Annotated in this window: 20 protein-coding genes and 1 pseudogene; 9 read left to right on the top strand and 12 right to left on the bottom strand. The window is 65.8% G+C overall.

The genetic code is table 11. From position 1 onward, the window contains the following. Positions 1-14 precede the first annotated feature (14 nt). Both nreA and LIX00_RS03385 read right to left on the bottom strand, forming a co-directional pair. Positions 15-1274 carry a DNA repair protein NreA gene (gene nreA, locus LIX00_RS03390; protein ID WP_227354778.1) on the bottom strand — a complete coding sequence of 420 codons (1260 nt, stop codon included), beginning with the start codon at positions 1272-1274 and terminating at the stop codon, positions 15-17. A 171-nt stretch (positions 1275-1445) separates the two neighbouring features. Beyond that, positions 1446-2411, bottom strand: coding sequence for a transcription initiation factor IIB (locus LIX00_RS03385; protein ID WP_227354777.1), 966 nt, complete (start codon positions 2409-2411; stop codon positions 1446-1448). Positions 2412-2540: 129 nt separating this feature from the next. On the opposite strand from LIX00_RS03385, the gene rnhA reads away from it, so the two are divergent. Beyond that, entirely contained in the window at positions 2541-3134 is a 594-nt protein-coding gene (rnhA, locus tag LIX00_RS03380) for a ribonuclease HI (protein WP_227354776.1), read from the top strand. Beyond that, positions 3127-3672 carry a DUF7108 family protein gene (locus LIX00_RS03375; protein WP_227354775.1) on the top strand — a complete coding sequence of 182 codons (546 nt, stop codon included), beginning with the start codon at positions 3127-3129 and terminating at the stop codon, positions 3670-3672. Before rnhA ends, LIX00_RS03375 begins: the two co-directional genes overlap by 8 nt. On the opposite strand, the gene LIX00_RS03370 is transcribed toward LIX00_RS03375, so the two are convergent. Further along, positions 3653-4009 (bottom strand): PadR family transcriptional regulator, encoded by a 357-nt coding sequence (locus LIX00_RS03370; RefSeq protein ID WP_227354774.1) that lies wholly within the window; start codon positions 4007-4009, stop codon positions 3653-3655. The genes LIX00_RS03375 and LIX00_RS03370 overlap by 20 nt on opposite strands. A gap of 214 nt (positions 4010-4223) precedes the next feature. Between LIX00_RS03370 and LIX00_RS03365 the strand changes: the two genes are divergently transcribed. The 5 genes from LIX00_RS03365 (at position 4224) to LIX00_RS03345 (ending at position 9215) form a co-directional block, all read left to right on the top strand. Then, positions 4224-4757, top strand: coding sequence for an inorganic diphosphatase (locus LIX00_RS03365; RefSeq protein WP_227354773.1), 534 nt, complete (start codon positions 4224-4226; stop codon positions 4755-4757). Between the two features lie 179 nt (positions 4758-4936). Continuing rightward, positions 4937-6049: a DHH family phosphoesterase gene (locus LIX00_RS03360; protein WP_227354772.1), complete on the top strand. Its 1113-nt coding sequence runs from the start codon at positions 4937-4939 to the stop codon at positions 6047-6049. Between the two features lie 60 nt (positions 6050-6109). Then, positions 6110-7453: an alkaline phosphatase family protein gene (locus tag LIX00_RS03355; RefSeq protein ID WP_227354771.1), complete on the top strand. Its 1344-nt coding sequence runs from the start codon at positions 6110-6112 to the stop codon at positions 7451-7453. A 114-nt stretch (positions 7454-7567) separates the two neighbouring features. After that, positions 7568-8284 carry a GNAT family N-acetyltransferase gene (locus tag LIX00_RS03350; RefSeq protein WP_227354770.1) on the top strand — a complete coding sequence of 239 codons (717 nt, stop codon included), beginning with the start codon at positions 7568-7570 and terminating at the stop codon, positions 8282-8284. A 73-nt stretch (positions 8285-8357) separates the two neighbouring features. After that, the gene (locus LIX00_RS03345) at positions 8358-9215 is read left to right on the top strand and encodes a DMT family transporter (protein WP_227354769.1); all 858 of its coding nucleotides are present in this window, start codon (positions 8358-8360) and stop codon (positions 9213-9215) included. A gap of 24 nt (positions 9216-9239) precedes the next feature. On the opposite strand, the gene LIX00_RS03340 is transcribed toward LIX00_RS03345, so the two are convergent. Continuing rightward, positions 9240-9770 carry an SRPBCC family protein gene (locus tag LIX00_RS03340; RefSeq protein WP_227354768.1) on the bottom strand — a complete coding sequence of 177 codons (531 nt, stop codon included), beginning with the start codon at positions 9768-9770 and terminating at the stop codon, positions 9240-9242. Between the two features lie 236 nt (positions 9771-10006). Next, entirely contained in the window at positions 10007-10330 is a 324-nt protein-coding gene (sugE, locus tag LIX00_RS03335) for a quaternary ammonium compound efflux SMR transporter SugE (protein WP_227354767.1), read from the bottom strand. 103 nt (positions 10331-10433) lie between these two features. Here sugE and LIX00_RS03330 point away from each other — a divergent pair. Further along, a pseudogene (locus tag LIX00_RS03330) lies at positions 10434-10835 on the top strand (ATP-binding cassette domain-containing protein); the annotation flags it as partial. A gap of 53 nt (positions 10836-10888) precedes the next feature. Beyond that, entirely contained in the window at positions 10889-12052 is a 1164-nt protein-coding gene (coaBC, locus tag LIX00_RS03325; protein WP_227354766.1) for a bifunctional phosphopantothenoylcysteine decarboxylase/phosphopantothenate--cysteine ligase CoaBC, read from the top strand. A 2-nt stretch (positions 12053-12054) separates the two neighbouring features. On the opposite strand, the gene mnhG is transcribed toward coaBC, so the two are convergent. The 7 genes from mnhG to mbhE are packed head-to-tail and all read right to left on the bottom strand — an operon-like array spanning position 12055 to position 17963. Further along, positions 12055-12378 (bottom strand): monovalent cation/H(+) antiporter subunit G, encoded by a 324-nt coding sequence (gene mnhG, locus LIX00_RS03320; protein WP_227354765.1) that lies wholly within the window; start codon positions 12376-12378, stop codon positions 12055-12057. Continuing rightward, entirely contained in the window at positions 12375-12668 is a 294-nt protein-coding gene (locus LIX00_RS03315) for an MrpF/PhaF family protein (protein WP_438267060.1), read from the bottom strand. The genes mnhG and LIX00_RS03315 overlap by 4 nt, the downstream gene beginning before the upstream one ends. Beyond that, positions 12649-13239, bottom strand: coding sequence for a Na+/H+ antiporter subunit E (locus LIX00_RS03310; protein WP_227354763.1), 591 nt, complete (start codon positions 13237-13239; stop codon positions 12649-12651). Before LIX00_RS03310 ends, LIX00_RS03315 begins: the two co-directional genes overlap by 20 nt. Further along, positions 13236-14816: a complex I subunit 5 family protein gene (locus LIX00_RS03305; protein ID WP_227354762.1), complete on the bottom strand. Its 1581-nt coding sequence runs from the start codon at positions 14814-14816 to the stop codon at positions 13236-13238. Before LIX00_RS03305 ends, LIX00_RS03310 begins: the two co-directional genes overlap by 4 nt. After that, positions 14813-15148, bottom strand: coding sequence for a sodium:proton antiporter (locus tag LIX00_RS03300; RefSeq protein WP_227354761.1), 336 nt, complete (start codon positions 15146-15148; stop codon positions 14813-14815). Before LIX00_RS03300 ends, LIX00_RS03305 begins: the two co-directional genes overlap by 4 nt. Next, positions 15145-15609 carry an MnhB domain-containing protein gene (locus tag LIX00_RS03295; RefSeq protein ID WP_227354760.1) on the bottom strand — a complete coding sequence of 155 codons (465 nt, stop codon included), beginning with the start codon at positions 15607-15609 and terminating at the stop codon, positions 15145-15147. Before LIX00_RS03295 ends, LIX00_RS03300 begins: the two co-directional genes overlap by 4 nt. Beyond that, positions 15606-17963 carry a hydrogen gas-evolving membrane-bound hydrogenase subunit E gene (gene mbhE / locus LIX00_RS03290; protein ID WP_227355656.1) on the bottom strand — a complete coding sequence of 786 codons (2358 nt, stop codon included), beginning with the start codon at positions 17961-17963 and terminating at the stop codon, positions 15606-15608. The genes LIX00_RS03295 and mbhE overlap by 4 nt, the downstream gene beginning before the upstream one ends. Positions 17964-18407: the final 444 nt, after the last annotated feature.

Here is an 18407-nt window from a genome sequence, read left to right as displayed (position 1 = left end):
AACCGATCGTCGACTCACCGCCCGAAATCGAACAGGTTCGCCTGCACGCCGGAGACCATCTCGGACTTTCGGCGGAGTCGGTTCATCGAGATCGGAAGCTCCGGCACGATGTTCCGAACCGCGGCGTGGAACGATTCCGATTCGCCGAACTCCCCGTCGAAGGCGTTTCTGACGCTCTCTCGCACCTGCCAGACGCCGACGGGGGCCCAGTAGTCGTCGCTCACCTCGCGGAGCACGAGGGCTTTCGCCTGCCGGCCGATGCTCTCCAAGTGTTCCAGCACGCCGAGCCGAGAGGCGTAGTACGCCCCCGACGTCTCCTCGACGTACTGGGTTCTGCCCTCGAACCCCTCGTGGGCGCTCCCCATCCAGATGTCGTCGTCCCGGGAGGGGTTCCAGATGCTCCCCGGCGCTTTCATCTCCACGAGTTCGAACTCCCACCGTCCCGGCGCGAGGACGACCCAGTAGCGGTTACCCATGTACTCGTTCACCCAGACCTGCGTCTCGTCGATGCTCGGCGCGTCGCGGATGCGCCCGCGGAGGTACTGCCCGACGGTGTCGTCCACCGCCGTTATCGACCAGCGCGTCGGGACGAGCTTTCGGTTCCGCCCCCGTCCCAGCGCGCCCGCGGAGAGGATGGTGTTGATGTCGTACACGTCGAACCCCCGGCGGTAGAGGTAGGTCATCGCGCCCTGAGCCTGCCAGTCGTCGTCCTCCAGCGTCTTCTTGACGGGGCGCGGGACGTGCGGATTCTCCGCCAGCGTCGCCGAGTCCGCGCGGGCGGAGGGGCCGGTCGGGGTTGCGACGTCGTCCACGCTCACGTCCAAGTCGAGTCTCTCGGCGAGGCCGATCTCCACGTCCACCGGGCGGTCGGCGATGGCGATCTCGCGCTGGACGCCGACGAATCCGTCCCACACGTCGTCCACGTTCACCTTCGCGGAGCGGTTCGAGTTCAACAGCCCGGTTCGGTACTGGAGCACGTTGTCGATGTCGAGGCCGCGCCGGTACCAGTCGCCGCTGGTGGCGAACTCCGACGCGCGCTCTTCCTCGCCGACCGGCGAGAGGATTCCGGTCGAGACGTTGGGGTACGACGACCGGCCGACGAACACCGAGGGCGACGTGCTTCCGAACAGAGAATCACCCTGCGCCACCTCCGAGAACCGCTCCTCGAAATCGTCCACGTAGTCCAGAATCTCGTAGGACTTCTCCTCGGCGAGACGGCGTCTGCGCTCCTCCTCGTCGGGCCGCAGGTCGTCGATGTACTCGTCCAACCGCATTCGCTCGCTCTAGGGTCGCGGACGGCTTGAACGTTCGGTCGTCCCGCGGTTACGGTCGCGGGCGACGGACCGGGAACGACTTCGGCGACCCGCCGAGGACGACTCGCGGAACGGGCGACCGCGATAGCTGACACTCGGCGGGCGGGGGCGATAAAATAAGCTGGACGAGTCTTAGCTGTGGATTCCCATCGCTTCGATCTGTTCTTGGTACCGGTTGCGGATGGTGACCTCGGTCACCTGCGCGACGTCGGCGACTTCGCGCTGGGTCTTTTTCTCGTTGCAGAGCAGCGACGCGGCGTAGATCGCGGCCGCGGCGTACCCCGTCGGCGATTTGCCCGAGAGCAACCCTTCTTCCGCGGTCGTCTCGATGATGTCGTTCGCTTTCGACTGGACTTCTTCGCTGAGTTCGAGTTCGGAACAGAACCGGGGAACGTACTTCTTCGGGTCGACGGGTTTCATCTCGAGGCCGAGTTCCTGCGAGATGTACCGGTACGTTCGACCGATCTCCTTTCGCTCGACGCGAGATACCTCGGAGATCTCCTCGAGGCTCCGCGGGATGCCTTCCTTTCGGCAGGCGGCGTAGAGCGCACTGGTCGCCACGCCCTCGATCGAGCGCCCGCGGATCAGATCTTCCTTGAGCGCGCGACGGTAGATGACCGAGGCGACCTCGCGGACCGAGCGCGGAACGCCGAGCGCGGACGCCATCCGGTCGATCTCCGAAAGGGCGAACTGCAGGTTGCGCTCGCCCGCGTCCTTCGTTCGGATACGTTCCTGCCACTTGCGCAGTCGGTGCATCTGACTGCGCTTTTTAGAAGAGATGGATCGACCGTAGGCGTCTTTGTCCTTCCAGTCGATGGTCGTCGTCAACCCCTTGTCGTGCATCGTCTGCGTGGTCGGCGCGCCCACGCGCGATTTCTGCTGGCGTTCCTGATGGTTGAAGGCACGCCACTCCGGGCCGGGGTCGATCTGCTCTTCCTCGACGACCAATCCGCAGTCGTCACAGATCAGTTCGGAACGGTCGTTACTCTTGACCAGATTATCAGATTCGCACTCAGGACAAGATCGCTCTCCCTCTCGTTCGTTCGCCGTTTGCTCCCCTTCAAGTTGGCGCTCCCGCTGGCGAGTGGACCGTGTCATCGCACTTTTATAGTAGTAGCTTCGAAGCACTTAAACCCTTGGACAAAAGCTATATATATCTGACAGACGGTAGCACGCACGTCGAACGTATCGGAACCCGTTTACTTACACGCGGACGAGTGCCGACCAATGCCAGTCATCGAGTGCGACGTGGACGAGGCGCGCGAGGCGCTCGCCAGCGCCGGGGTCATCGTGTCCGAGGGGAAGAACGAGTACGAACGCTGGCGAGCGAAGCGCGGCGACGCCGTCGCCGTCGCGTACGACGATAAAGTCGTCATCCAGGGCGCGAACCCGCAGGATATCGAGGCGCTGCTGAGCGACGCGGGCGGCCACGCGTACGTCTACTTCGACGGGGGCAGTCGCGGGAACCCCGGCCCGGCCGCGACCGGCTGGGTCATCGTCACCAGCGACGGTATCGCCGCGGAAGGCGGCGAGCGGATCGGACGCGCCACGAACAACCAGGCCGAGTACGAGGCGCTCGTCCAAGGCCTCGAAGCCGCCCGCGATTACGGGTTCGACACCGTGGACGTGAAGGGCGACTCGCAGCTCGTCGTCAAGCAGGTGACCGGCGCGTGGAAGACGAACGACCCCGAACTGCGCGAAAAACGGGTTCGAGCGCGGGAGCTGCTCGACGAGTTCGAGACGTGGTCGCTCAAGCACGTTCCGCGGGAGGTAAACGAGCGCGCCGATAAACTGGTAAACGAGGCGTTAGACGATGGCTGAACTGCCGAACGACACGATTTCGGAAGCGGAGCGACTGACGCACCTCGCGCGCGAAGCGGGGGACGACGAAGCCGAGGCGTACCGAGCGGAGCGCGAGCGACTGCTCGCCGAACACGATTTTATCGCGCGCATTCGCGAAGACGACGCGCGAACCGTCCTCGTCCTTCACCCCGCGGAGTGGGTCGAAGACGGCGCGATTCGGGTCGAGCGAATCGAAGATACGGGTCGCGCCGTCGAGATTCCGCTCGACGGTCCCGGCGACCCGGACGACTGGGGCGAGATAGACGAACACAACCGGGCCGTCGCGAGGACGGTTCGCGACGCCCACGGCGAGGTGCACGGCGCGAACGCCGAGGCGTTCGCCGACTTCATGAGCAACCACTACGCCCGGCCCGTCGAGTCGGCGACCGCCGCCGAAGTCGACGAGTTCCGCACCGACTACTTCCGACGAAACGCGTGGCCAAGCGACGCTCAGAAGGAGGTCGTCGAAAAATCGATCGAGCTCGTGTTCGAGTCGGTTACTCGTGCTTCTCGATGAGCGAGCGAACCTGCTCCGCGCGCTCCTCGTTCGTGACGAACTTCGAGAGCGACCACGCCAGCGAGTCCTCGACTGCGCTCAGCCCGTCCTGCGTCAGGCCGTACTCGTTGGTGCGCTTGTCCAACTCGCTCTTCTCGACCAGCCCGCGCTCGACCAGCGTGTCGAGGTTGGGGTACAGCCGACCGTGGTTCACTTCCGCGTCGTAGAAGTCCTCGAGTTCCCGCTTGATGGCGAGACCGTACATCGGCTCCTCGGTGAGGACGATGAGGATGTTCCGCTGAAACGCGGTGAGGTCGCGGGCGGTACTGCTTTCGGTGAGTGTTTGTGCCTCTGACATTGGCTTTGACACGACGAGATATGTAATCGAGATATTTAACCCTTCTCAAGTTTCTTGGTGTTTCTCTTCGCTTTCGTTCGATTTTATTACTGAGTGGTCACTCTCGACGGCGGTGACGTGTGCTCTTTCGGGATGACCGAGCGAGTGAGTAACGGGGGGTTTGCGTCGATGCCGAAAGGACTTTTTGGTCTTCCCGTCGATTCGCAGACGACCCATGACGAATCTCTGGGAAGACCTCGAAACGGGGCCGAACGCTCCCGAGGAAATCTACGCAGTCGTCGAGTGTCTCAAAGGTGACCGGAACAAGTACGAGTACGACAAGGACATCCCCGGCGTCATGCTCGACCGGGTGCTCCACAGCAACGTCCACTACCCGGGTGATTACGGCTTCATCCCGCAGTCGTACTACGACGACGAAGACCCATTCGACGTGCTCGTTCTCGTCGAGGATTCGACGTTCCCCGGCTGCGTCATCGAAGTGCGCCCCGTCGCGCTCATGAAGATGGACGACGACGGCGAACAGGACGACAAGGTCATCGCCGTCCCCGTCGAAGACCCGCGCTTCGACCACATCGAGGACGTGGACGACATCACGCAACAGCAAAAAGACGAGATAGACGAGTTCTTCGCCACCTACAAGAACCTCGAAGCGGGCAAGGAAGTCGAAACGCAGGGCTGGGAGGATCGGGAGGCCGCGTTGAACGCCATCGAACACGCCCAGGAGCTGTACGCGGAACACTTCGGATAGCCGTCATCCGGTCGATACGGTCAGAAATTTGTATCATCGAATTTTTCCGCAGTGCTCCTCCGACCGCCAGATGATAGGCGTATTTACTCGTTAGCAAACTCTCCAACCGAACTAGTCTTATAACTGTCACAGTCGCTCACCCGAAATTATTTACGCTAGCGCGGAGCTATGCGATAGCAATGCTCCTCGGTTCGGTCCTCGAAAACGCGCCGGTCGTGCTCGCCGCGCTCGCGCTCGTTCTCTCCAGCGGCGGCGTTCTCTACGCCGTCCAACTTCGCTCTCTGCGCCGCGGCACCGATCGGTCGCCCGTCGACTCGCTCCGCGAGACGGTGGCCGGCCAGAACCGCGTCGCCCTCGTCGTTCCCGAGAGCGCGAGCATCGACTCGCTCGCGGCGGCGGTGGGCGTGCAAGCCCTCTGCAAGGACTGGGGCGTCGCGGGGCGCATCGCCGCGGAGGGGGAGGTGACGGGCGAGGACAGCAAGGCGTTCTGCAACATCTTCGACGTCGACCTGACGGTCATCGGCGAGACGGGCGATGGACTCCCCGACTGCGACGCCGCCATCGCCATCGGCGGCGGCGGCGCGGTTCCGCGCCTCTCGAACAACCCGCCGGTCGTCGGCGTCGTCCGACACCGACCGACCGCCGAGGAGAACATCCTGACCATCACGCGAACGGACGACGGCGCGACCTCGACCGTGGTGACCGACCTCGTCCGCGACGCGGGCCTCGTCCCCGACCAGCGCGTGGCGACCGCGCTCCTCTACGGCGTTCGCGCCGGAACGCGGGAGTTCCGCCGGGCCAACGGCGTCAACGACTACGACGCCGCCGGGTTCCTGCACGCCTACGCCGACCTCGGACGCATCGAGGCCCTGCGGTCGCCGGGCGTCAGCGGCGACACCTTCGACGTGCTCGGCGAAGCCATCGCCAACCGGGAGCGCCGGGCGAGTTTCGCCGTGTCGAACGTCGGGGCGGTTCCGTCGGTCAGCGCGTTGGAGGAGTCGGCGGACTCGCTACTCCGATTGGAAGGCGTCTCGACGGCGGCCGTGTTCGGATTACACGAGGAGACCATCGTCATCTCCTGTCGCGCGGAGGACGTTCGCACCAGCGCGGTGGACATCCTCGACGGGGCGTTCGACGCGAGCGAGACGACGGGCGGGAACGCGGACGCCGCGACCGCGCGCGTCCCGCTCGGTATCTTCGCGCAGGTCGACAGCCGACACGCCGGGACGCTGGATTCGCTCATCGACGCGAGCACTCGGAAGGCGTTGTTCACTGCGTTTGAGAGTTCGTAGGTTCGATAGTCCGTAGCATGGAAACGAAGGTTCTTGTAGCCGCCTGTGGTAGGGCGGCGTATGGGTCTCTTCGATAGGCTCCGTGGAGGCGACGACCCCCGGGTAGCCTTCTTCGGCATCGACGGCGTGCCGTACAGTTTTCTCAAGGAGAATGCTTCGGAGTTCCCGAACATCGCATCGCTGGCGAGCGAAGGGAGCGCGGGAGCGATAGATAGCATCGTACCGCCGGAATCCTCGGCCTGCTGGCCCTCCCTCACGACGGGCGTCAACCCCGGCCAAACTGGCGTCTACGGCTTCCAGGACCGCGAGGTCGGTTCGTACGACACCTACGTTCCGATGGGACGGGACGTGCAGGCGACGCGCATCTGGGACCGCGTGACAGACGCGGGCCGAAACGCGACGGTGATGAACGTCCCGGTCACGTTCCCGCCCCAGCGCAACGTCCAGCGCATGGTTTCGGGGTTCCTCTCGCCCGGCGTGGACAAGGCGGCGTACCCCGACGAACTGCGGGACTACCTGCAGTCCACCGACTACCGCATCGACACCAACGCGAAACTCGGACACGAGGCGGACAAATCGGAGTTCCTCGAGAACGCCTACGCGACCCTCGAAGCGCGCTACGAGGCGTTCCGTCACTACGTCGACCAGGACGACTGGGACCTGTTCTTCGGCGTCTTCATGACCACCGACCGGGTCAACCACTTCCTCTTCCGCGATTACGAGGAGGACGGCGAGTACAAAGAGGAGTTCATCGAGTTCTACAAGAAGGTAGACGAGTACCTCGGAAAGCTCCGAGAGGCGCTGGCCGACGACGTGACGATGGTCGTCGCCAGCGACCACGGGTTCACCGGTCTCGACTACGAGGTGCACTTCAACCAGTGGCTCGCGGACGAGGGGTGGCTCTCCTACCAGGACGACGACCACGAGGAACTCGGCGACATCGCCGACGACACCGCCGCCTACTCGCTCATCCCCGGGCGATTCTACATCAACCTCGAAGGGCGCGAACCTCGCGGAAGCGTTCCGCAGGACGAGTACGAGGAAAAGCGCGCCGAACTCAAGGGGATGCTCGAAAACCTCGAGGGGCCGAACGGGAAGAAGGTGTGCGCTCGCGTGGTCGAGAAGGAGGATGCCTTCCGCGGCGACCACGAGGACATCGCGCCCGACCTCGTCGCCATCCCGAACCACGGCTTCGACCTCAAGGCGGGGTTCAAGGGCCACGACGACGTGTTCGGCGCCGGCCCGCGAAACGGGATGCACAGCTTCGACAACGCCTCGCTGTTCGTGGACGCCGACGTGACCATCGACGAGGGCGTCGACCTGTTCGACATCGCGCCGACCATCCTCGACCTGATGGAACTCGACTACCCCGCGAGCGAATTCGACGGGCGTAGTCTGGTCTGAGCCACACCCGCCTTCCGTCGGTCGGCGCGCGACCGAACGACGACGATATTTCCACCGTCCTTCGTCCCGAACCCCTATCACGGTGGACGAAAAGGAACGACCGAGGTCGAAGACGTGACGCTCACGACCCGAACGCTCGACGCCCTCGCTTCGTACTGGACGAACCGCCTCGGCGTCGAGAACGGTGCGTTCGACGAATCCGGCGTGGCCGTCGGCGCGGCCGACGAGGGCGGCGTCCAGTTGTTCCGGAGCGGAGAATCGCTCGTCGTCGGTGCTCCCGAGTCGCTGGTCGAACCGCTCCGTCGGCACGCGGACGGCTTGGAACCGCTCGACATCGGCGACGAGGACGCCCTCAGAGAACGGTTCGAAACGTTCGGAACCGTAACGCGAGCGCTCGGCCCGGCGTTCTACGGGTACGCGGACGGGGAATCGTTCGCGCCGGTCTCGTCCGACGCTCGTGTACTGACGTCCGCCGACGAATCGGCCTACGACCGATTTCGCGCGGCGATTCCCGACGAGGAGTGGGAGCAGGGTGCTCCGCGATTTTCGCCCGGCGAGACGGTCGGACTGTTCGTCGACGACGACCTCGTCGCGACCGCGGGCTACGAAGGCTGGGACGACTTCATCGCGCACATCGGCGTCGTTACGCACCCGGACCACCGGAACGAGGGGAACGGCCGCGCCGTCGTCTCCCGGACGACGGAGCGCGCGCTCGCGGAGGGACTCCTCCCGCAGTACCGGACGGCGGACGAGTGGCCGTGGTCGGTCGCGCTGGCGCGGGAACTCGGTTTCGAGCGGTTCGCGACGGCGGCGCTGGTCCGCCTCGGCTAGTTTGAAATCGAGTCGATATTTTTGAGCCGAACAAATACACGTATTTACCGCAGAAATGCGAACCCCCGGACGAATGACCGACCGGGTCGGCACCGCGCTGGTGGTCGTCTCAGCCGTGGGCTTCGGCACCCTCGGCATCTTCGGCAAACTCGCGGCGGACGCGGGGCTGTCGATACCGACCCTCCTCTTCTTTCGATTCGTGTTCGCCACCGCGCTGGTCTGGGCGGGCTTGGCGGTTCGCGGCCGACTCCATCGTTTCTCGGGGCGCACCCTCCTCGTCGGTCTCGGCCTCGGTGCGTTCGGCTACGCCGTGATGAGCGGACTGTACTTCTGGGGACTGACGTTCATGACCGCCGGACTCGTCGGCATCCTGCTCTACACCTACCCCGCCTTCGTCGTCGCGCTCTCCGCGCTCCTGTTGGGGGAGCGCGTGACCCGCCGAACCGGCGCGGCGCTCGTCCTCGCGCTGACCGGGGTCGCGCTCATCACGGGCGGCGACCCGGCGGGTGCCGACCCGCGCGGCGTCGTCATCGTCCTCGGGGCCGCCGCGGTGTACGCGAGCTACATCACCGCGAGCAGAATCGCGCTGGACGTCGTTCCCGCCGATCAACTCACCGCGCACGTCCTTCCGGCGGCGGCCTGCGCGTACTTCGTCTTCGGTTCGACGACGGGAACCATCTCGATTCCGACGACGGCCGCCGAGTGGTCGGTCGTCGCCGGCATCGCCGTGGTCGCCACCGCGCTACCCATCTTCACCTTCTTCGCCGGGCTGGGGAGAGTCGGCGCGAGTCGCGCGAGCATCGTCAGCACCGTCGAACCCGTGGTCACGCTCCTGCTCGGCGCGGCCATCCTCGCCGAACCGATAACGCCCGTGACCGTGGTCGGTGGAGGGCTGGTGCTCGCGGGCGTGTTGCTCGTGCAGGTCGAATGAGTCGCCATAAGGCCGCTCGAACGCTCAGACGGAGTCCGGTTTCTCGTGAATTACGAGGTTCACGTCGCGCGTTTCGCCCTCCAAGTCCGCGACGATTCGCGCGACGACCCGCTCCGCTTCCTTCAGCACCAGCGGTTTCACCTTGTTCACGACCCAGCCGAGCGAGACGAACATCGGGAGGTCGAGCATCCCGGAGTCCGCCGAATCGGCGTCGAAGTTGATGGAGAGCCATACCCGCGAGGCGGTCTCCTTCCCCTCCGGTGCCTCCTCCGGCACCTCCTCGACCCGCCAGTGGCCGTGGGCGCTGAAGTCCTTGGTTATTCGCCAGTCGATACGGTTCGGGGGGGCGAGTTCCGTCACCTCCGAGCGGACGGTGTACCCTATCTTCCACCATTCGAGGTGGATGTCGTACTCCGTCCTCGGCCCGCCCTCGCCATGTCGCGTGACGCGCTTCAGATGTTTCGAGTAGTTGGCGTAGCCCGGAAAGTCGATGAGGAACTCGTAGGCCTCCTCCGGCGGCACGTGAACGACGGTGCTGAGTTCGACGCGATCCACGTCTCTTCGGTTTTACGCGGCTGAAAGTAAGCATTCCGGCGGACGGCGAGCGAACGGCTCGCCCCGTTCGCGAGGTCTCGAACGAAGTCCGGCGCTGGCGGCTCGGACGACGCGCCCTCGCCGCCCCGGCGCGTACTGGGCGGTTCGTCCCAATCGGGGTGGTTCGCACCTATCGAGGCGGTTCGCCCTCCATCGACCGCCCGACTCCGTCCGGAAACGTCTCCCTCCGATTCGACTCAGTGCCCGCCGGAGGAGAGGTGGAGGCCGACGATGCCGACGACGATGAGACCGATGAACGCCACGCGGAGCAGGTCGGCGGGTTCGTCGAAGAGCACGACGCCGAGCGTCGCGGTTCCGACCGCGCCGATACCCGTCCAGACCGCGTAGGCGGTCCCGACCGGAAGCGTCTCGATGGCCTTCGCCAGGAGCACCATGCTGATCACGAGGGCGACGACCGTCGCCGCCGAGGGCCAGAACTTCGAGAGACCGTCGGAGTACTCCAGCCCGATGGCCCACGCGACTTCGAACACCCCGGCGACGACGAGCAGTTTCCACGACATCGCTCTCCTCTCGGGAAGGGCGAACACTATGCCTTCCGTTTCGCGTCTCTCAGTCCCCGTCGTCAGGTTCCCGTCCTGCCGAAATTCAAGTACCTTTATCAAGTACGACACGCGGGTCGGCGAGCGCGGGGTGAAGCTCTCGGGCGGTCAGCGACAGCGCATCTCCATAGCGCGCGCCATCCTCAAAGACCCGGAGATTCTCATCCTCGACGAAGCGACCAGCGACGTCGACACCGAGACGGAGATGCTCATCCAGCGCAGTCTCGACCGCCTCACCGAGGACCGCACGACGTTCATCATCGCCCACCGCCTCTCGACGGTGAAGGGGGCGGACACCATCCTCTCGGTCGAAGACGGCGAGATAGTCGAACGCGGCACTCACGAGGAACTGCTCGAAAACGACGGCCTCTACGCCGACCTCTGGCGGGTGCAGGCGGGCGAAATCGACGCGCTCTCGGAGCGGTTCGTCGAGGAGGCGGCCCGCCGGGCGAGCACGAGCAGGTAAGCCGCGGGTCGAACCCGTGACTTTTTATCGGATTCCGCACCCAATAGCGGATAATGCTCACCGGAGTGAACGTGGCGTTGGGGGTGACGGGAAGCATCGCGGCGGTGAAGGTCGTCGAGTTGGCCCACGAACTGCGCAGACGGGGCGCGAGCGTGAGGGCGGTGCTGTCGCCGAGCGCGCAGGGTATCATTCACCCGTGGGCGGTCGAGTACGCCACCGACAACCCCGTCGTCACCGAGATAACGGGGCGGGTCGAGCACGTCGAACTCTGCGGGCGCGAGGGGTGGGCCGACGTGTTTCTCGTCGCGCCCGCCACCGCGAACACGGTCGGTAAAATCGCGAGCGCGGTCGACGACACTCCGGTGACGACCTGCGCGACGACGGCGCTCGGCGCGGAGGTTCCCGTGGTCGTCGCGCCGGCCATGCACGAACCGATGTACGACCACCCCGGCGTGCTCGACGCCATCGAGCGCGTGGCGTCGTGGGGCGTCGAGTTCGTCGAACCGCGAATCGAGGAGGGGAAGGCGAAGATAGCCGCCGAGGACACCATCGCGCTCGAAGTCGCCCGGGCGGCGACCCCCGGCCCGCTCGACGGAAAGAACGTCGTCATCACCAGCGGGGCCACGAGCGAACCCGTCGATCCCATCCGCGTGCTGACGAGTCGTTCCTCGGGGAAGACCGGACGGGCAGTCGCCCGCGCGTGCTACGCCGCCGGCGCGAACGTCGCCCTCGTCCACCCGGGCGAGAGCGTCCCCTACGCGACCGACGTGCGGGTGGAGACGGCGGCGGAGATGCTCGACGCCGTCTCCGACCTCGTGACGGCGTTTCCGGCGGACGCGCTGGTTTCGGTGGCGGCCATCAGCGACTACACGACCGACGCCGCGGGGGAGAAGATTCGCTCCGGCCGGGAACTCTCGCTGGATCTACACCCGACGCCGAAGCTCATCGACGAGATTCGAGACGACTACCCGAACCTCCCCATCGTCGGATTCAAAGCCGAGACGGGCGGGGACGACGCGGCGATGGTCGCCGCCGCGCGCGAGACGCTCGAACGCGCCGGCCTCTCGTTCGTCGTGGCGAACGACGCGAGCGTGATGGGCGAAGACGAGACGCGAGCCGTGTTCGTCCGCGAGCACAGCGTTCGGGAGTACGGCGGAAGCAAGGCCGAACTCGGCCGACGGGTGGCGGAGGAACTCGCCGCCGAACTGGCCGAGTGAGTTCAGTCCTCGTCCGGCCACTCGGCGTCGCCGAAGAACTCGATACCCATCTTCTGGGCCGACCGGGAGATCATGTGCGCGCCGGTCGGCGCGGTGATGAAGAGGAAGACGATACCCACCAGCGAGGTCAGCCCCGCGCCCCGGGGGCCGTACTGGACGAACCCGGCGAGGAAGAGCGAGGCCGCGCCGAGCGTGGTCGCCTTGCTGGTCGCGTGCATCCGATTGTACACGTCGGGGAGTCTGAGCAGGCCGAACGTTCCGACCGCGAGGAAGAAACTCCCGACGGCAACGAGCAGTCCGACGACGATTTGCTGGACGGCGCTCATTTGATGATATCCCCCTCGATGACGTACTGCGAGACCGCGATGGTGCTGATGAACCCGATGATGGCGAGCACGAGGCTCACCGTGACGAACAGCCCTTCGCCGGTCTGGAGCGCGTACAGAACCGCGATGGCGACGACGTTCGTTCCGATGGTGTCGAGCGCCACGACCCTGTCCGGAATCGTCGGCCCCTTGATGACGCGGTAGCCCGCCAACAGGGTGAGTCCGCTGGCGACGACGAGTCCCGCTTGGAGCACCGTGGCGAGCAAACCCTCAGTCGCCACGTTCGACACCTCCGTCCGCCGACTCGTATCCCGCGTGGGCGAGCGGAATCTCCGGCACGGGGTCGCCGGGTTTGCGCTCCTCGTCGAAGATGACGAGGGCGTAATCTTCCCACGTCCGAATCGGTGCGACGACGGACTCGGGGTCGCGGGCGTCGATGCTGTGGACGTAAAGCGCGTTTCTCTCCTCGTCGTAATCCATGGTCAGGGTTCCGGGCGTGAGCGTGATGCTGTTGGCGATGGTCGTGATGGCCGCGTCCGTCTGCACCCGAAGCGGGACGACGACCACGCCGGGTTTGATGGGCATCCCCGGCGCGAGCACGCGGTACGCGACGTCGACGTTCGCCGTCGCGAGTTCCTTGAGGAAGACGCCGACGTACAGCGCGGCGTACGGTGCCGCCTGCAGGTTCCGTACGACGCTCGTCTCCGCGGCGTAGAAGCGCCGAAAGGCGAACGCGATGAGCAATCCGACCGCGAGGCCGATGAGAAACTCGCCGAGGATGGCCGTCGGTTCGAGTGCGACGCCGCGGACGAACAGCCAGAGGACGGCGAGCGCGAAGCCGATGACGGGCCACTTCTTCACGCCGCACCACCTCCGAGCACCGCGTCGACGTAGCCCTGCGATTCGGTCGCCGCCCGCGCAGCGGATTCGGCGGCCCGGAACACCGGGTCGAAGCCGACGCCGACCAGCAGGACGAGCACCGCCAGCGCGGCGACGACGACCACGCCGGTCGCGGGAGCGCCCCGTTCGACCATCGCGCTCTCGGGGCCCCAGAATCCGCGGTTCCACGCGCGGCTGAAGTACGCGATGGTCAGGATGGCCCCGGCCAGCGCGAGGGCGAGAGCGAGCGTCGCCCCGGCGCGCCCTGCCACGTCGAAGACGAGGAGCTTTCCGAAGAAGCCCGACAGGGGCGGGATGCCGATGAGCGAGAGCGCGCCGACGAAGAAGACGCCCGACAGCACGGGGTCTTTCCGCGTCAGGCCGCCGAGGTCGGCGAACCGGATGGAACCCACCGACGAGAGCACCGACCCGGAGACGAGAAAGAGCAGTCCCTTCGCCAGCGCGTGGTTCAGCGCGTAGACGAGCGCCGCCGCGATGGCGAGCGTTCGAACCTCGGGGACGGTCGCGCCGACGGCGAGCGGCAGGACGATGAAGCCGACCTGTCCGATGCTCGAGTAGGCGAGCAAGCCGTCGATGTCGTCCCTGCCGACCGCGCCGAGGCCGCCGAGCAGGATGCTCGCGGCGGCCATGACGAACATGACGGGTCCGAAGAAGGAAAGCACGGAGTTCCCCCCGAAGCCGGGGAGCGCGAGTTCGCCCAGTTCCAGCGCCGAGAAGACGGTGAAGTAGAGGCGGATGATGGCGTAGACGCCGACCTTCTTCACCACGCCGGCGAGCATCGCGGAGACGGGTGCCGGGGCGGCGCGGTACGCCGGGGGCACCCAGAACTGGAAGGGGACGATGCCCGCCTTCAGCGCGAAGACCGCGAAGAGGAGCGCCGACAGGCCGAGGACGGGGTAGACGCTCGCCGGGTCTTGTAACCCGTAGGCGGTCGGGTTTGCCAGCCGTCTCGCCAAGTCGGCCATGTTGAGCGTCCCCGTCGTGGCGTAGATACCGCCGATTGCGAGGAGCATGACCGCGCTCCCGATGAGGTTGAGGACGACGTACTGGAGCGCCGCGCGGGTGTGTTCCGGCCCGCTGTAGAAGACGACGAGGACGTAGCTCGACATGAGCATCACCTCGAACCAGACGAACAGGTTGAAGATATCGCCCGTGAGGAACGACCCAGTCACGCCGACCAGCATGAAGTGGTAGAGCGGGTGGTACGAGAGGCGCTGGCCGAACTCGTCGACGTACCGTATAGAGAACGCCAGCGCGGCAAGCGAAACGACCGCCGCGAGCGCGAGCATGAACACCGAAAGCGAGTCGGCGACCAGCGTGATTCCGTACGGCGCTCGCCAGTCGCCGACCTGGTAGGGGACGACGTTCGACGCGCCGAGCGGGTCGACCTCGGCCCAGAGGGCGGCCACCGCGACGACGTAGCCGACCCCGCCGAGCATGCTCGTCCCGCGCTGGACGCTCGGGACGCTCCGGACGAGGAGCGTCAGAATCGCCGTCACGAGCGCGACGAGCAGCGGTGCGATGACGAGTTGGTTCACGCCGACTCACCCAGTTCGTTCATGTCGATGGTTCCGTGTTCCTCGTAGACGCGGTACGTCAGGACGAGCGCGAAGGCGGTCGTCCCGAACCCGATGACGATGGCGGTCAGGACGAGCGCCTGCACGAGCGGGTCGGTGACGGCGTGACCGCCGCCGTGGCCGAGTATCGGAACGCGACCCTCCACCCCCCCCATCGTGACGAGGTAGACGTTGGCGGCTTGGCTGATGATGGCGACGCCCCAGACGACCCGCACCACGTCCCGGCGCAGGACGAGGAACGTGCCGAGGGCGAACAGGAAGCCGAGCACGGCCGCGAGGGCGAACTGCGTCATTCCGCACCCACCACCGAGAGGATCGTCAGCAGCGCCCCGACGACGACGAGGTAGACCCCCGTGTCGAACGCCAGCGCGCTGGCTACGTGCAGTTCGCCGTAAATCGGGAGGTGGCGGACGTAGTCGTGCGTCTGATAGAGGAAGGCGTGATCGAACGCCATCGACACCAGTCCGCTTCCGGCGGCGAGCGCCAGCCCCAGCGCGAAGAGGGCGCGGTAGTTCTCCACGATACCGTGCTGGAGGTGTTCGACCGGGCCGCGGACCATCCGGTGGAACAACTCCTCCTCGAGGTATCCCAGCCCGTAGACGATGTAGACGAGCGCGAACGCCGTCGTCGTCAGGACGCCCGCGATGAACCCGCCGCCGGGGAGGTTGTGCCCCTGCAACATGAGCGCCACCGATGTGACGAAGATGAGCGGCACCACCGTGCGCGTGACGGTTCGGGTGATGATCGTCGTCACTGTATCTCACCCCGTTCGCGCATGGCGATGAGCGTCAACACCGAGAGCGCGGCCATCGCGATGACCGAGATTTCACCCATCGTATCGAAGCCACGGAAGTCCACCAGGATGACGTTGACGATGTTGTGGCCGCCCGCCTTTTTCACGGTCACGGCAGGTTCGGTGAAGTGCGACGCGATGGAGTCGGGATGCGCCGCCGTCGAGAGGAGCACCGTGACGAAGACGGTCGCGCCGACGGCGACCGAGAGCGCGCCGTCGCGGATGGCTCGACCGCGGTTCATCTCGCCGTAGAACGAGGGGAGACGGTCCAAGACGAGCAGGAAGATGACGAGCGACAGCGTCTCGACCACCAGTTGCGTGAGCGCGAGGTCGGGGGCGCTCGCCAACACGTAGAAGACGGCGACCATGAACCCAAGAATCGAGAGGGTGAGCACGCCCGCGACGTGCGAGGGCGCGACGCTCACCGCGACCGCGCCCACGGCCGCGACCAGCAGGACGAGCAAAATCGGATAGGTCATGCTCGGGTTCAGACCCTCGAATGCGGGGAGCGGGACGCTCGCCGCGGCGTATCCGCCGAGGGCGAGGGCGGTGACCGCCGCGAGGGTCCACGTCGCGTAGGTTCGGAGCAGGCCGGTCTGGATGCGGGGAATCGCGGCCACGCTCGCGTCGTTCAGCCCGAAGACGGCGTTGTCGTACCACCAGTTCGCCCGGAGCGGGTCGACCGATAGCAGGCGGTTGATACCGTCGTGGAGGCGGTCGTAGAACGGGTAGGCCGCCGCGCCGAGCGCGATGGTGGTCGCGCTCATGACGGCTGGGGGCGTGACGTGATCCGGGAGGTGGTAGTGGAACGGCTCGTGTTCCGCGCCCGGCGGGAGGACGCTGCCGACGACCTCCCCGACGAAGTGGTCGAGCGGGGCCGGCGCGAGGTGGAGCGACGAGGTCACGCCGCCGAGTCCGATGAGCGCCGCGATGGTCCCGAGGATGGCCGGCGGAACGAGCATCACCGCGGGCGGACGGTGGACGTGCCCCAGACCCTCCGGTTTCTCGCCGAAGAAGAGCATCATGAACTTGACCGAGTAGAGGAACGTGAAGACGCTCCCGAAGACGGCCACGACGGGGTAGAGCCACGCGAGGCCGCCCGCGGCTTCCGCGGCGTGCCACGCCGCATCGAACAGGAACTCCTTCGAGTAGAAGCCGTTGAAGGGCGGGACGCCGGCCATCCCGAGCGCCGCGACGACGGTGATGGCGGCGGTGACGGGGAGGTCGCGCCCGAGGCCGCCGAGGTGCGCTATCCTCCGGGTACCCGCCTCGTGCGCGATGATTCCCGCGACGAGGAACAGCGCGGCCTTGAACACCGCGTGGTTCAGGATGTGGAACGCCCCCGTCTCGGCACCGAGTTCGGAGGCGAAGCCGAATCCGGCGATGATAAGACCGAGGTGGCTCGCCGTCGAGTACGCCAGCAGTTCCTTGATGTCGGTGGCGGCGACGGCGAGGATGGCCGCGACGGTCATCGTGACGAGGCCGAGCACGGTGAAGAGCAACGACCACTCGGGGATTCCGTGGACCCCCTCCGGTAGGAGGATGGGACGGAAACGCCCGACGAGGTAGACGCCCGCCTTGACCATCGTCGCGGAGTGGAGGAACGCCGAGACCGGGGTCGGCGCTTCCATCGCGTTCGGCAGCCAGATGTGGAGCGGAACTTGCGCCGACTTCGCCGCCGCGCCGATGGCGACGAGCGAGAGGACCGGCAGGAGCATCCCGGCTTCGACCAACCCCTCGTGCACCTCCGCGGGGTGTTCGACCATCCACGCGAGGTCGAAAGCGTGCGGCGCCGGCACCGTGTTCGCCAGCAGCAGGAAGCCGATTAACATGAACAGACCGCCCGAGACGGTGATGAGCATCGATTTCCGGGCGGCGTACTGCGACGACCGCTGGTCGGAGTAGTGGCCGATGAGGATGAACGACGAGAGACTCGTCAGTTCCCAGAAGACGAACAGGGAGACGAGATCCGCCGCGAAGGCGACCCCCAACATCGACCCCATGAACGCCAGCAGCGCGGTGTAGTACTTCGCCTTGCCCGGTTCGTGGTGCATGTACCCTCCCGAGTAGGTGAGGATGAGCACGCCGACCCCGCTCGCGAGAAAGCCGATGAGGAGCGCGAGGCCGTCCACGTAGAACCGGAGGGAGACGCCGAGCGATGGAATCCACGCGAAAGAGACCGGCCCTTCGGTGCCCAGTTGGCTGGCGACCATCCCGAAGCAGGCGAGCGCGACCGCCGCCGCGTAGTAGGCGGTGCGCTCGCCCAGCACGCGGTAGACGACCGGGGTCAGCGCCGCCGCCGCGAACGGGAGCATCACCAGCGCAAGGACAACCGCGGCTACCGGGTCGGATGGTGATTGCACACTCGAAGTGAGCGATGGACTCACCTTAACAGTTCTCAAACCGGTCGGGTAACTCGCCGAAAGCGGCCGATGGCTCGAGCGTAAAATCACGGGTCTCCCGGAGCGAATCGCGAGGCCCACCGCCGAACTCGACCGGCGGACGGGGGAGACGACGCCGTCGGCTCGAACGATTTCCTTCTCGTCGCACCCGGGCCAACAATTGTCTCGAAGTCGCCAATACCGCCCGATAGATAATTACACGCACCGATACTATTTAAATACGAACTCTTGAGGGAAAATTATCAAAAATTGATATTTATATATGTACAGCCATATATTTATTAGGGCCGAGTAGTAACGGCTGTTGTAACGCGCACATCGCCGGAAGAAATCGGAATCGAGTTGGGAGCAGGACGA

Origin of the sequence: Haladaptatus salinisoli (assembly GCF_020614375.1) — an archaeon.
Taxonomy (GTDB): domain Archaea; phylum Halobacteriota; class Halobacteria; order Halobacteriales; family Haladaptataceae; genus Haladaptatus; species Haladaptatus salinisoli.
Note: the sequence above shows the minus strand (reverse complement) of the source record. Positions and strands in the feature narration are given on the sequence as shown.